10 protein-coding genes are annotated in these 14,495 nt (G+C 44.8%); 7 read left to right on the top strand and 3 right to left on the bottom strand.

All coding sequences use genetic code 11. The annotated features are described in order from the left end of the window. Positions 1-196 precede the first annotated feature (196 nt). Positions 197-2,473 (top strand): formate C-acetyltransferase, encoded by a 2,277-nt coding sequence (pflB, locus tag RH45_RS02820; protein WP_008073585.1) that lies wholly within the window; start codon positions 197-199, stop codon positions 2,471-2,473. A gap of 179 nt (positions 2,474-2,652) precedes the next feature. After that, entirely contained in the window at positions 2,653-3,648 is a 996-nt protein-coding gene (locus tag RH45_RS02815; RefSeq protein ID WP_390220230.1) for a lipid A deacylase LpxR family protein, read from the top strand. Here RH45_RS02815 and RH45_RS02810 read toward each other — a convergent pair. Then, positions 3,645-5,525, bottom strand: a complete 1,881-nt coding sequence (locus RH45_RS02810; protein WP_008073583.1) for a methyl-accepting chemotaxis protein — start codon at positions 5,523-5,525, stop codon at positions 3,645-3,647. The genes RH45_RS02815 and RH45_RS02810 overlap by 4 nt on opposite strands. Positions 5,526-5,754: 229 nt before the next feature. Here RH45_RS02810 and pflA point away from each other — a divergent pair, with 229 nt between their 5' ends. From pflA to RH45_RS02795, 3 genes are all read left to right on the top strand, one after another. Then, on the top strand, positions 5,755-6,495 hold the full coding sequence (pflA, locus tag RH45_RS02805) for a pyruvate formate lyase 1-activating protein (RefSeq protein ID WP_008073582.1): 741 nt from the start codon (positions 5,755-5,757) through the stop codon (positions 6,493-6,495). Between the two features lie 68 nt (positions 6,496-6,563). Further along, entirely contained in the window at positions 6,564-7,229 is a 666-nt protein-coding gene (locus tag RH45_RS02800; RefSeq protein WP_008073581.1) for a hypothetical protein, read from the top strand. 124 nt (positions 7,230-7,353) lie between these two features. Continuing rightward, a complete protein-coding gene (locus tag RH45_RS02795; protein WP_008073580.1) occupies positions 7,354-7,854 on the top strand; it encodes a YfbU family protein in 501 nt (166 codons plus the stop codon). A 51-nt stretch (positions 7,855-7,905) separates the two neighbouring features. Here RH45_RS02795 and RH45_RS02790 read toward each other — a convergent pair whose 3' ends face one another. Both RH45_RS02790 and RH45_RS02785 read right to left on the bottom strand, forming a co-directional pair. Then, entirely contained in the window at positions 7,906-9,792 is a 1,887-nt protein-coding gene (locus RH45_RS02790; protein WP_008073579.1) for a methyl-accepting chemotaxis protein, read from the bottom strand. A 231-nt stretch (positions 9,793-10,023) separates the two neighbouring features. Continuing rightward, entirely contained in the window at positions 10,024-10,788 is a 765-nt protein-coding gene (locus RH45_RS02785) for a MipA/OmpV family protein (RefSeq protein WP_008073577.1), read from the bottom strand. Between the two features lie 360 nt (positions 10,789-11,148). Here RH45_RS02785 and RH45_RS02780 point away from each other — a divergent pair, with 360 nt between their 5' ends. Beyond that, complete coding sequence (locus RH45_RS02780) at positions 11,149-13,083, top strand: PrkA family serine protein kinase (RefSeq protein WP_008073575.1); 1,935 nt, start codon at positions 11,149-11,151, stop codon at positions 13,081-13,083. Between the two features lie 138 nt (positions 13,084-13,221). Further along, positions 13,222-14,493 carry a YeaH/YhbH family protein gene (locus RH45_RS02775; RefSeq protein ID WP_008073571.1) on the top strand — a complete coding sequence of 424 codons (1,272 nt, stop codon included), beginning with the start codon at positions 13,222-13,224 and terminating at the stop codon, positions 14,491-14,493. Positions 14,494-14,495: the final 2 nt, after the last annotated feature.

The raw sequence follows: 14,495 nt of genomic DNA, 5'->3' as shown, positions 1-14,495 counted from the left end.
AACCTTGAAACCAAGTTAATAAGATCCCATGTAAAAAGTAGTGACAATATTTATAGTTTTATGACCTTTCGGTGATCGATTTTAAAGACTATACATATTGTTATTCATTAAGAGTGTACCGACCCAGCGATGGGAATCGAACTGGCTCAATAGTTTGATAGGTACGTGTTTTTTCTACTAAAAAGGTAGGTATGTCATGGCAGAGCAATTTGCTAAAGCTTGGGAAGGTTTTGCTGAAGGTGATTGGCAAAACGAAGTAAACGTTCGTGATTTCATTCAGAAGAACTACGCACCGTATGAAGGCGACGAATCTTTCCTAGTTTCTGAAGGTACTGAAGCAACTCAAAAGCTTTGGGCTAAGGTAATGGAAGGTATCAAACTAGAGAACTCTACTCACGCTCCAGTTGATTTCGATACTTCACTTATCTCTACCATCACTGCTCACGATGCAGGCTACATCGAGAAAGATCTAGAAACTATCGTAGGTCTTCAAACTGAAGCACCTCTAAAACGTGCAATCATGCCAAACGGCGGCGTACGTATGATCGAAGGTTCTTGTAAAGCTTACGGTCGAGAACTTGACCCACAAGTTTCAAAAATCTTCTCTGAGTACCGCAAAACACACAACCAAGGTGTTTTCGATGTTTACTCTCCTGATATCCTAAAATGTCGTAAGTCTGGTGTTCTAACTGGTCTTCCTGACGCATACGGCCGTGGTCGTATCATCGGTGACTACCGTCGCGTAGCACTATACGGTATCGACTTCCTAATCAAAGACAAAGTCGCTCAATTCCACTCAACTCAAGAAAAACTTGAAGCGGGTGATGACCTACAAATGACCATGCAGCTTCGTGAAGAGATTCAAGAGCAGCACCGTGCACTAGGTCAAATGAAAGAAATGGCAGCTAAGTACGGCTTCGACATTTCTGGTCCTGCGACTAACGCTCAAGAAGCTATCCAGTGGACTTACTTCGGTTACCTAGCAGCGGTTAAATCTCAAAACGGCGCGGCAATGTCTCTAGGCCGTACTTCTACGTTCCTTGACGTTTACGTTGAGCGTGATATCGCAAACGGTGTTATCACTGAAGAACAAGCTCAGGAAATGATCGACCACTTCGTAATGAAACTACGTATGGTTCGCTTCCTACGTACTCCAGAGTACGATGAGCTATTCTCTGGCGACCCAATCTGGGCTACAGAATCTATGGGTGGTATGGGTGTTGACGGTCGTACGCTAGTTACACGTACAAACTTCCGTTTCCTAAACACACTATACACAATGGGTCCTTCTCCAGAGCCAAACATCACTGTACTTTGGTCTGAGCAGCTACCTGATGGCTTCAAGAAGTTCTGTGCGAAAGTATCTATCGATACTTCTTCTATCCAGTACGAAAACGACGATCTAATGCGTCCAGATTTCGACAACGATGACTACGCTATCGCTTGTTGTGTATCGCCAATGGTTATCGGTAAGCACATGCAGTTCTTCGGTGCTCGTGCAAACCTAGCTAAGACTCTACTTTACGTTATCAACGGCGGTGTAGATGAGAAGCTTAAGATGCAAGTTGGTCCTAAGACTGAAGCGATGACTGACGAAGTTCTAGACTTCGACAAAGTTTGGGCTGGTCTAGACAACCTAATGGATTGGCTAGCTAAGCAATACGTGACTGCACTAAACGCAATCCACTACTCACACGACAAGTACAGCTACGAAGCAGCACTTATGGCTCTTCATGACCGTGACGTTCGTCGTACTATGGCTTGTGGTATCGCTGGTCTATCTGTTGCAGCTGACTCACTATCTGCAATCAAACACGCGAAAGTTAAACCTATCCGTGATGAAGACGGCATTGCAATCGACTTCGAAATCGAAGGCGATTACCCTAAATTTGGTAACAACGACGCACGTGTTGATGACATGGCTTGTGAACTTGTTTCTAACTTCATGGGTAAAATCCGTAAGCTTAAGACTTACCGTGATGCAATCCCTACTCAGTCTATCCTTACTATCACATCTAACGTTGTGTACGGTAAGAAGACAGGTACTACACCTGATGGCCGTAAAGCAGGCGCTCCTTTCGCTCCTGGTGCAAACCCAATGCACGGTCGTGATGAGAAAGGTGCAGTAGCATCACTAACATCTGTAGGTAAACTACCGTTTGCTGACGCTAAAGATGGTATCTCTTACACATTCTCTATCGTGCCAAACGCACTAGGTAAAGAAGAGAACTCTCAACGTTCTAACCTTGCAGGTCTAATGGATGGTTACTTCCACCACGAAGCTGGCATCGAAGGTGGTCAACACCTAAACGTGAACGTTCTTAACCGTGAAACTCTAGAAGACGCAGTTAAGCACCCAGAGAAATACCCTCAGCTAACTATCCGTGTATCGGGTTACGCTGTACGTTTCAACTCTCTGACTGCAGAGCAGCAAAAAGACGTAATCGCACGTACGTTCACTGAGTCTCTATAAGTCTCAGAAAAATGAACAGCAAGCCCCGCTATTTTAGCGGGGCTTTTTTATGCCTAATCACAAATGATCTCAGTCATCGTCAAATTTCTTGCGGCACAGATATTGCTTATCTATTGATAAACTTACGTTTAGTTCATGATGAACTATTGCTGCCAACAAGCTGTAACGATTGAATGAAAATAAAAACAACCTCTCTACTTGCTTTGCTACTTTGCGCATGGAACGTTCACGCTTCAGAACGCTCTACTGTCACCTTTGCTATCGATAACGATGGGTTATTCGGTGTCGACCAAGACTATACTAATGGTCTTTTTCTCACGTACACTTCAGGCGCCATTAACCCCCATTGGCTGTTTACCCCATTGAGTTTGTCAATGTGGGGCGCAGCGTCCCTGGATAAAGTAGAGTTGTCCATTGGTCATAAGATGTATACGCCAACGGACATTTCGGCGGATTACCCGCTAGAAAACGAGCGCCCTTATGCTGGCTACCTTCACACTGAGCTGAACTACATCAGCCTCCACCCTCAACAAGCCCAGCGCTTTAACTTAACAATTGGTACCACAGGGGAAAGTTCTCTGGCAGACCAAGCACAAAGCTTTGTTCACAGTATTACTGGCTCCAAAGAACCTAACGGTTGGGAGTATCAGATCGAAGATGCGAGAGTTGGCAGCGTAGGTTACCTCAGTCACTTTAACATGATGCGCGCCCGTTCAATCGTCAATACTGATTTTGAACTATCTAATGTCACCGAAGGTAACTTTGGTAGCTTTCGATCAGACATTTCTACTGGATTTATGTTGCGCTGGGGGACAGATCTTGCCGGGAGCATGGGAGCGGCAAACATAGACAACGAATACACGTTTCGCCCTGGGATGTTAGGCGGTTCAAAAAGCGGCTTCTTTATCTTTGCTGGTATAGAAGGTCGTTATCGATTCAATGACTTTACGGTTGAGGGTGACCGACCGGGTATTGATGAAAACCCTTCGATAAGCGACCCTAGCGTATATGATGTGACACTGGAAAACGTACAGGCGACCGCGGTTGCAGGTATTGCATGGTATGGACAAGGATTTGGCGCGACCCTTAGCACCGCGGCAAAAACGCCTGATTACAAAGAAGCTCCCGACTCCGTCTACGGAAATGGAAGCTTATCTCTTTATGCTTTCTTCTAGATGCTAAAGCGCTGGCAGTCTTGATTGAGGCTGCCAGAGCGAGATTCCACCTGACCACTGATCGCACGAAGCTGTTCGTTATTCTCTTCCAACTCACGCATTGCGCTCGAGATCTGCGTCATGCTGTCAGCCATTGATTGACTTGTCGTTGCTAGCTCTTTGATCGAACTAAAAATCGTTTCAGTTTGCTGAGACGCTTCATCAGCCTTATCGGTAATCGTTTTTAAAGCATCCATCGCTTCGTGACCACGTTCGCGTCCAGTCGCCATCGATGTCTCAGATTGCCCGATGTACTGAATCACCTCGGCACTTTCTTTCTTCATCGTGTCAATCGTTTCTGAAATCTCTGAAACCGCATCGACGGTTCTCACCGCTAAGCTGCGTACCTCGTCTGCGACAACCGCAAAACCACGTCCTTGCTCCCCCGCTCGGGCTGCTTCGATGGCGGCGTTTAATGCTAACAAGTTGGTTTGCTCAGCAATGCCATTGATGATCTCCATGACCGAATCAACTTTAGAGGACGCCTCTTCTAACTGTTGGATATGACTTGCTGCGGAGGTTAAAATTGCTCCGACTTCTTCCAGTGAACCGATTGCTGCGCCTATCACTTTAGCGCCATCTTCAGCAGAACGAGTTGAAGAGCGGCTAATCTCGGCAACAAACTCAAGCGAATTTGACACTTCCTGAGTGGTCACACTGACCTCTTCGGTCGCGGAAGCCAAGAGCTGAGTTTGCCCCAACACTTCGCTCTGATGATGGGCAAGCATGTCTAAGCCTTGGTTCAACTCCGCGGCATTTCCAGACAGCACTTGGCTGCTTTCCTGCACGCCACTGACCAAGCTGCCTAGGTTCTCACAACTTTCATTGATGCTGCTGGCAAGTTGATTGAATTCATCATTAGGGTTGTTGGTGAGAGACATTCGCTGTGATAGATCACCTGCTGACAAACTATGCAGAACTTCACGAGTTTTCGTTAGCGAACGAGACAAAGAGGTACTTTGCATAATAAAAATTGCCACGGTAAACACGGCCAATAAGACACATGCCACCAGCACTGACCATTGAGTTTGCTCAGATGCACTTTCAGCAGAGCTTTGGTAAGTCATGGAGATATCACCCAGCTCGCTAGTAATCGCTGAGATCAACTGAGTTAATGATGCTTTAGCGTTAAGCAACTGTTGTTCGACGCTACCCAATTGTTGTGAAAGTTCGCTTACCCGTGCAAACGTGGTTTTGTATTGCTCAATCTCTTTCTCGTACAGCTCCAACATCGCGTAAACATTAGACATACTTTCAAAACTGCCCATTGCGCGATTAAATAGCTTTAAGTTTTCTTCATTGGGTTGCAGCAGATAGTTTTGTTGCGACTTTACCATCGCCTGAAAATCAGAATTGAGTGTGACCATACCCGTCTCTTCAATTTTCTTTTCTATCGTGTTAGCGAGTTGTTTGAGCTCACCTAGCTTTCCTTCATCTATTGTAAAACCCAGCTCTTGCTTGAGGTTCAACCAAGGGTTAGCTGCAGATTCGAACTGACTAACAGTACTCATCAACTTGTCCGCTTGAGCATCAAGTTTGACTTGAGTAAGAAACTCGGCGTCCATTTTAACGGCACTAACAATCGCGCCAATTTCCTGTTTGGCTTGGTTGACGAGTGCACCATTAAGGTTGTCGAGATTACTACTTAGCGTAAGAATCTTACTTTGTGTTTGATAAATCGACATGGAGCCCGTAGCAATATCGCTGCTTGAGTGATACTGGTCACTCATATGACTCAATCGTGAGGAGGTAAAACCGGCCAATGCGACAAACCCTAGAACTAATACCACTAGAAACAGCATGACCTTTTGCTTTTGAGATAGCGCAAGCATATCCATAAATAATCCTTTTAACATCAGTGGGATGCATTAATACTTGCCCAGCCAATTCTTATCTACTTGTTATTTATATTTTAATGATTAGCAACATTTTTATAACATACATTTTAGCCCAAGTAAGGTTTTTTTTCTTATTTGGTAAAATGTCTCTCCTCACCACCTCTAACCCTATTTAAACCCCACTTTTTGTAATAAAATAACGCACAAATAACTTATTAGAGATGAGCTCATGTCAACAACAGGCCGTATTCATTCTTTCGAGTCCTGCGGAACCGTAGATGGACCTGGAATCCGCTTCATTGTCTTCATGCAAGGCTGTCTAATGCGCTGTCAGTACTGCCATAACCGCGATACGTGGGATACGCACGGTGGTAAAGAAGTCACAGTTGAAGAGATCATTAACGACGCTAAAAGTTACCGTCATTTTATGAATGCCTCTGGCGGTGGTGTGACATGTTCGGGGGGAGAAGCAATGCTTCAACCTGAGTTTGTTCGCGACTTTTTCCGCGCAGCTAAAGCGGAAGGCATTCACACTTGTCTAGACACCAACGGCTATATCCGCAAGCACACCGACGTGATCGATGAAGTATTGGAAGCCACCGACTTGGTCATGCTTGACCTAAAACACATGAAAGATGAAATTCATCATGACTTCATCGGTGTATCCAATAAACGCACGTTAGACTTTGCTCGTTACCTACAAAAACTGGGACAAAAAACTTGGATTCGTTATGTTGTCGTACCAGGCTACACGGACGACGAGGAAGCGGCACATATGCTTGGTGACTTTATCAAGGATATGGACAACATCGAAAAAGTGGAATTGTTGCCTTACCATAAGCTTGGAGCACACAAGTGGGAAGCCCTCGGTCACGATTACCCACTGGAAGGGGTAAACCCTCCAAGTAAAGAAACCATGGACAAGATCGTATCAATCCTTGAGCAATATCACTCAAATGTAAAATACTGATACCATCCGGTTATGAATTCGTAAAAAATACCAACCCTAGTCAGGTTGGTATTTTTTTGGGAGTTTGTGTGCAGTTAAACCAGTTGTTTGCATTAGCCATTGCTTTGATCGCACTGTTGTTTGTTTGGCGAGATGTCAAACATGCTCTATGGCCAAAACTCCAAGCAGAAAAAGGATTTCAGCACCTCACCTTTGCCGTGGTCATCTTACTCACCTTATTGTGGGCAGCTCAGGCTAGCGTTGTTACGGCTCTAAACATTCACTTCCTCGCTCTCACAACACTCACTCTCATGTATGGTTGGCGAAGCGCCATCGCTCTCTCAGTGATAGTTAGCATTGCATTGAGTATCATTGGCAAACTGAGTTGGCCACAATTGCCAGAATATCTGCTTTTCTCTTGCTTTGTTCCTATTGCTATAAGCCACGCCGTGTTTCTAGCCAGCTACCAGTTCCTACCGAGAAATATTTTCGTTTTTATCTTTGTTGCAGGCTTTTTCAACGGCGCCATTACCGGCTCACTGCATTTGCTGATTAACGGCATTTATCTCTACTTATTAGGAACCCACGACTGGACGACGATCGTCGACAATTATCTCATTTTCATACCACTTCTCGCGTTCCCAGAAGGACTGCTTAACGGTATGTCTGTCGCGATGTTCTCTGTCTTCAAACCGGAATGGCTAAGGGTCTTCTCTGACCGTGATTACATCTATAATCATTACCATAAAAAATGATCAACAATTTGTCGATTCTTTGCACTTTTCATATTAAATATGTGTTGAGATCATGTTTCAACACCAGATGAACGGATAACCTAAGCACATTAAAAATGTATTAGATTATTTTAGTGAGGCCACTATGGAAATGACTAACGCTCAACGTTTGATTCTATCGAACCAGTACTTTCTGATGTCACAACTCAACCCTGAAAATGCAGCAAAATACCAGCGATTACAGACGATCGTTGAACGCGGTTACGAGCTTCAGATGAGTGAGTTGAACAAAGACTTTGGTTGCTTAAACGAAGCTGAGTGTCGCGAGATCATCGACATCATGGAGATGTATCATGCAATGCAAGAATCAAACAAAATGCTCAGTGAAGAAGAGCGTAAAGATGTTGATCAACGTCGCCTAACCTTCTTAGGTTTTGACATTGCAACAGAAGCACAACTGGTCAATTACATTCGTTTCCTAACCGAGTCTGAAGGTCTTTATCCTCAGTTCGATAAAGCTGACCACCACTTTAACGCTCAGATGCCGATGCAAGAGAAATATCGTCGTATGCTATCGACCTGGCGTAACTGCCCGCGTCAATACCACTTGTGTGCTAACGAGCTAAAGCAAATCTTTAACGCATAATCGATCCGACTGAACAGATTTAAAAAAGGGGCCTCGTGGCCCCTTTATTGGTTAAGAAAGCTTGAAGGTTGCGACCTTAGCACTTAACTCTTCTGCTTGATGTTTGACTTGGTGAGACTCCTGCGAGCTTTGATTCGCACCTATAACCAGTTGGTCAGCGACATCTTTAATCGATGTAACATTCTGGGTAATTTCACTGGTCACATGGGTTTGCTCTTCTGCGGCAGTAGCAATTTGAGTTGCCATATCGCTAATCAGAGTTACCGCCGTGTTAATCTCACCCAACGCATTTGCCGCTCGATCTGCATCTTCGACCGTCATCCCTGCTAGTTCGGCACTGCTGCTCATGATCGCAACCGCACGGCTGGTCGTCTCTTGCAGCACTGTGATGGTATTCTTGATTTCTTCAGTAGAAGAATGCGTGCGCTGAGACAACACTCGTACTTCGTCAGCAACGACAGCAAAACCACGTCCTTGCTCGCCTGCTCGCGCTGCTTCAATCGCGGCGTTAAGCGCTAGCAAGTTGGTTTGCTCGGCGATACCCTGAATGGTGGACAGTACCGTCGAAATCTCTTGACCATGTCGTTCAAGTTCACTAACAACATCGCTGGCACTTTCCAACTCAGCAGCCAATTTATTGATTGAGCCTTTGGTATTTTCCACCAAAGCGTGACCATTTTCAGTACTGGTGGTGGATTCTAGTGTCGCTTGAACGGTGCGCTCAGCATGCGAAGCAATTTCCTGAGTGGCACTGGCGAGTTCCGTCACCGCGGTTGCCACTAGTGTAATTTCCTGTTGTTGATGGTGAATTTCGTCTACCGCGCTTTGTGCCCGGGTCGAACTCAGTTCAGATTGTGACGTTAGCTGATGAGACTGCTCACGAATATGCCCTATCAGCTGTTGTAGGCTACCCACAAACACATTGAAGTTATTCGCCAACTTGCCTACTTCATCGTTTGATTCCACCTCAATGCGTTGAGTTAGATCGCCACTGCCATTAGCGATTTGTTCGAGTGCAGAAGACACATTGTTTAATGGACGGAATAGGATATTACACAAGATATTGAATAAAATGGTACAAATCACCACCACAACACCGGTAACAAGTAGCTGTCCCCAAACGGCGCTAAACAAAGGTGAGACGAGAGATTCATAGTCAACCACAACAACCGTTGTCAGTTCTGTGCCTTCAATTTCACTTGCGTAAACCACCGACTCTTTACCGAGAACATCCACATAAATGTCATGTCCAGTTCGTACCGCTTCATCGATAGAAGTTTGAGTTAGCCCCAGCTTATCAATCGGTTGATTCAAAAGTTCAGTGTTTTGGTGTGCAAACACATTGCCTTGCGCATTGGCGATAAACATGTAGCCTTGCCCCGGTAAAATCACCTTTTCCATCCCGCTGAGGATATCTGTGATTTCTACATCGGCACCAAGCACTACTTGCTGACCGTGTAGATTCAGTGCTTTACCAAGGGAGACCACATTCGCCCCAGTGGCTGCTGCGACGGTTGGGTTATCCATAAAGACTTTGCTAGGCTGCTTGACAGCATTTTGATACCAACCCCACTGCCTAGGGTCGTCGTTACCAGGAGGAAGAACAACACCATTGGCATTGTCTTGACCACCATCAGGATAGGCAAGGAAGACATTATCGAACCCTGCAGAGTTCTTCACTTGCTTCAGGTGAGTCACAATGTCTTCCTTTTTTGACTCTTGCGAAAGCGACGTTAGTGAACGGCCTTTGGCAGTGATCCAATCTGACACATACTGATTGTACGACGATGCAGTCCCTTGGAGCCGCTGTTCTACTTCAACATCTAACCGTTCAAGCGATGCTCGAAACGACAGCCCTTCAACCAGTAGTCCCCCGATGACTATGGCAACACTCGCAGAAATCGCGAGTTTGTTCTTAAGCGATAAATTTTTTAGCATGCTCTTTTCACTATTTTTCTATTTATATTGATTAACTTTTGTAAGTCTTGTAAGTTTGTAAGTCGTCGACATTATATTTCGGGGTTAGAAATAATTTATGATCTAGCTCGTAAGTTAACAAATCTATATTGAACAATGTACGAATATTGGAAATTGATAGCTGAGATGGATAAGTTGAGCCACCTTTCGTGATGGCTCAAGCAAAAACAATATTGAGGAGGAAGCCAAGATCTAGAAAACGTACGCTAAGCCAATATTAGCACTGGTATAAACCCCACTCTCGACGATAGGGCTATATTGAACATCCCCTTCTAAATTCGTGTAACGAACCCCACCAGTTAAGCGGATGCTTGGAGTCAGGTGCATATAGGCAGAAGCTCCAATAAAATATTGGCCATCCCAACTCGCATCGAACGCTTCAATATCATAGCCTGCAGCTTGGGCACGATTCGCTTCACTGCTGCTCACCCCGTACAGATGGTCGTTGAGCTTAGCGCTGTTGTACGCATAACCGACCGCTGGAGTGATTCCCCAGCCATTGCGTCGAATTGGTAGGCGCCAAGCTGCTTCTGCATAAAGTCCATTGTGTACACCACGAATATCACTTCCGGCAGTTAGCTCGAACATCCCCGCTAACGTCACCAGTTGATAACTAACTCCGCCTAATATAGAGGCTTTTCTTTTATCCATTAGCTGAATAGCAGGGTCATCAGAATCATCGGGCTGCAACGTTCTTGGATCATAAACGACTCGAAAAATCAGGTTTTGTGGAGATCCAATTGGCAGTAAACGATAACCTGCGCTAAAGCCACGCAGGAAGACATGTTCACCCTCATAACCGATCAATGGAATCACAGTTTTGTTTGACGGAGTATCTTTATATACAGCTGGCGAATACGAAGCAGCGACACCCAGCGACCACTGAGATACTTGAGCAAAGCCGTTTGGTGAGAGCAAAATTGGCGACAAAGCAAACCATTTAAACCAAGATTTCATCACAATCGATGCCTTTAACTATTAAATACGGGCTCGGACTATACAGAATGACGTACAATCAATCAACACCCGTACTTAAACTGGATAAATATCGATCACAAAAACGCAAAATCGAACCATTTCATATTGATAGCTTGAATAGTTTTTCACGACTTAATCTTCAGCCTATTCTTGCTCAAAAATGCTCTCTTGTTATTTGGATCAATCTAAAGCTCTACATTTTGCTTTTCATCACAATTTGCAATTAAACACATATTTTTTAAGCAAAATTCTAAAAACCAACTAGGCTTAAATTAGAAAGGATTTTGCTTTTCTATGCGGGTTTATTGTCAATTTGACAGGTTCAGAGGGGAATTCATTATGAGTATTTTCGACCATTTCCAAGCACGCTATGAAGCTTCCAAGGATGAGGAATTGTCCCTACAAGATTTTCTTAGCCTTTGTAAAGATGATAAAAGCGCTTACGCCAATGCAGCAGAACGATTGCTCATGGCGATTGGCGAACCAGAGATCATCGATACCGCCCAAGATCCTCAGTTAAGTCGTATTTTCTCCAATCGCGTCATTTCACGCTACGACACATTTAAAGATTTCTATGGGATGGAAGATGCAATAGAACAAATTGTTTCTTATCTAAAACATGCGGCTCAGGGTTTGGAAGAGCGCAAACAGATCCTCTACTTGCTTGGACCTGTAGGCGGTGGTAAGTCGTCTTTAGCCGAGAAACTTAAAGCATTGATGCAGCAAGTGCCTATCTATGTGCTATCTGCCAACGGTGAACGCAGCCCGGTCAATGATCATCCTTTCTGTCTGTTTGACGTCAGTGAAGACGGCGAACTGCTCAAACAAGAGTACGGCATCGAGAAACGTTACCTTCGCTCAATTATGTCTCCTTGGGCAGCGAAGCGCTTACACGAATTTGGTGGCGACATTACTAAGTTCAAAGTTGTGAAGGTAAGACCATCAATCCTAGATCAGCTCGCGATTGCCAAAACCGAGCCAGGAGATGAAAACAATCAAGACATTTCCTCTTTGGTAGGTAAAGTCGATATACGCCAGCTTGAACACTTCTCGCAAGACGATCCTGATGCATACAGCTACTCCGGTGCACTCTGTCGAGCAAACCAAGGCTTGATGGAGTTCGTCGAGATGTTTAAAGCACCGATTAAAGTCTTGCACCCGCTCCTTACCGCAACTCAAGAAGGTAACTACAACGGTACCGAGGGCCTTTCAGCGCTTCCATTTGACGGCATGATTCTGGCTCACTCAAACGAATCAGAGTGGCAGACGTTCCGTAATAACAAAAATAACGAAGCCTTCTTAGACCGGGTATATATTGTTAAAGTCCCATACTGTCTGCGCGTTGCCGAAGAAGTTAAGATTTATCAGAAACTGCTTGATCACTCTGAACTATCTAAAGCACCTTGTTCACCTAGCACGCTGGAACTCCTGTCTCAGTTCAGTATTCTGTCGCGTTTAAAAGAGCCTGAAAACTCGTCTATTTTCTCAAAAATGCGCGTTTATGACGGTGAAACACTAAAAGATACCGACCCTAAAGCGAAGAGTTACCAAGAGTACCGTGACTTCGCAGGTGTTGATGAAGGGATGTCTGGTCTCTCGACTCGTTTCGCCTTCAAAATCTTGTCACGCGTCTTCAACTTCGATCAAACTGAAGTCGCGGCAAACCCAGTACATCTGTTCTACGTTATTGAGCAGCAAATTGAACGCGAGCAATTCCCACAAGAAACCGCAGAGAAGTACCTCGAGTTCTTGAAAGGCTACTTGGTACCTCGCTATGTTGAATTCATCGGTAAAGAGATTCAGACGGCTTACCTAGAGTCTTACTCAGAGTACGGACAAAACATTTTCGACCGCTACGTCACTTACGCCGATTTCTGGATTCAAGATCAAGAGTATCGCGATCCAGAAACTGGTCAGCTGTTTGACCGCGCAGCCCTAAACAATGAACTAGAGAAAATCGAAAAAACGGCGGGAATCAGTAATCCAAAAGATTTCCGTAATGAAATCGTCAACTTCGTTCTACGTGCAAGAGCAAACAACAACGGTCAAAACCCTGTTTGGACAAGTTACGAAAAACTACGCACTGTGATTGAGAAGAAAATGTTCTCCAACACAGAGGAGCTATTACCCGTTATTTCCTTCAATACCAAAACGTCTTCTGAAGATCAGAAGAAACACGACGACTTTGTCGCTCGTATGATGGAGAAAGGCTATACCGAGAAACAGGTACGTTTGCTCTCTGAATGGTACTTACGCGTACGTAAATCATCATAAGAAGCAGTTAACGAAACTTCCTTCAACGCCGAAGGACAACCGATGCAGTACCTACCAGAGCCTCGCTCTGGTAGGGGATTGGATGCGATATAGATTCGTAGAAACGTTAAGTTTCACGGTGCGAATAAGGGGTGACTCATGGCGCAGTTTATTGACCGACGACTAAACGGCAAAAATAAGAGTGCTGTTAACCGCCAGCGCTTTTTACGTCGTCACAAAGAGCAGATTAAAGAATCTGTTGCAGATGCGGTGAATCGCCGTTCAATTACCAATACGGAAACGGGCGAAGACGTTGCGATTCCGCACAAGGACATCAAAGAGCCTGTTTTTCATCAAGGTAAAGGAGGCCTTAAAGAGCGCGTTCATCCGGGGAATGACCAGTTTATTACCGGAGACAAAATTGAACGCCCTAAAGGTGGAGGTCAAGGAGGAGGCTCAGGCGAAGGAGATGCCAGCCCAGATGGCGAAGGCCAAGATGAATTTGTGTTTCAGATTTCAAAAGATGAATACCTAGATATTCTTTTTGAAGATCTTGAATTACCTAACCTAGAAAAGAACCAAATCGCCAAAATTACCGAATGGAAAACACACAGAGCAGGTTATCAAACCGCAGGTGTTCCGGCCAACATTGCAATCGTAAAATCACTGCAACAATCTTTAGCGCGTCGTACCGCCATGACGGCGGGTAAAAAGCGCATGTTGCGAGAACTGGAAGCAGAGCTCGATCAAGTCAAAATGAGTGAACCTGCACAAATGCTTGAAGAGAAAAGGTTGCAAGAAGAGATTAAGGCATTGCGTCGTAAGATCGATACCGTCCCTTTTATCGATACCTTTGATTTACGATTTAAAAACTATGAGCGTCGACCAGTCCCTTCCAGTCAGGCTGTGATGTTCTGCCTAATGGACGTATCCGGTTCAATGGACCAAGCAACTAAGGACATTGCCAAACGCTTTTATGTATTACTCTACCTATTTTTAACCCGAACTTATGAAAACGTTGAAGTGGTTTTCATTCGCCATCACACCCAAGCCAAAGAAGTTGATGAGCATGAGTTCTTCTACTCTCAAGAAACAGGTGGCACCATAGTCTCCAGTGCTCTTAAGCTGATGAATGAGATCATCGCAGACAGATTCCCCGTCGGAGAGTGGAACATCTACGCTGCACAAGCGTCAGACGGTGATAACTGGGCCGATGACTCACCTCGCTGTCGTGAACTACTCACCAAAAACTTACTGCCAAATTGCCAGTACTACTCCTATATTGAAATCACTCGTCGTTCTCATCAAACCCTATGGCACGAGTATGAAAAATTGGGCGAGGCATTCCCGAACTTTGCGATGAAAAACATCCGCAGCGTTGAGGATATCTTCCCTGTCTTTAGAGAACTTTTCAAAAAAGAGACTGCTTAGGG

This window comes from Vibrio sinaloensis DSM 21326, assembly GCF_000189275.1.
GTDB lineage: Bacteria > Pseudomonadota > Gammaproteobacteria > Enterobacterales > Vibrionaceae > Vibrio > Vibrio sinaloensis.
The sequence above is the reverse complement of the archived record's forward strand: the minus strand, read 5'-3'. Positions and strand labels throughout refer to the sequence as shown.

Coding starts and splice junctions, on each gene's coding strand:
- pflB (WP_008073585.1), top strand. CDS start 197: ATGGCAGAGCAATTTGCTAAAGCTTGGGAAGGTTTTGCTGAAGGTGAT.
- RH45_RS02810 (WP_008073583.1), bottom strand. CDS start 5,525: ATGGATATGCTTGCGCTATCTCAAAAGCAAAAGGTCATGCTGTTTCTA.
- pflA (WP_008073582.1), top strand. CDS start 5,755: ATGTCAACAACAGGCCGTATTCATTCTTTCGAGTCCTGCGGAACCGTA.
- RH45_RS02795 (WP_008073580.1), top strand. CDS start 7,354: ATGGAAATGACTAACGCTCAACGTTTGATTCTATCGAACCAGTACTTT.
- RH45_RS02790 (WP_008073579.1), bottom strand. CDS start 9,792: ATGCTAAAAAATTTATCGCTTAAGAACAAACTCGCGATTTCTGCGAGT.
- RH45_RS02785 (WP_008073577.1), bottom strand. CDS start 10,788: ATGAAATCTTGGTTTAAATGGTTTGCTTTGTCGCCAATTTTGCTCTCA.
- RH45_RS02780 (WP_008073575.1), top strand. CDS start 11,149: ATGAGTATTTTCGACCATTTCCAAGCACGCTATGAAGCTTCCAAGGAT.
- RH45_RS02775 (WP_008073571.1), top strand. CDS start 13,222: ATGGCGCAGTTTATTGACCGACGACTAAACGGCAAAAATAAGAGTGCT.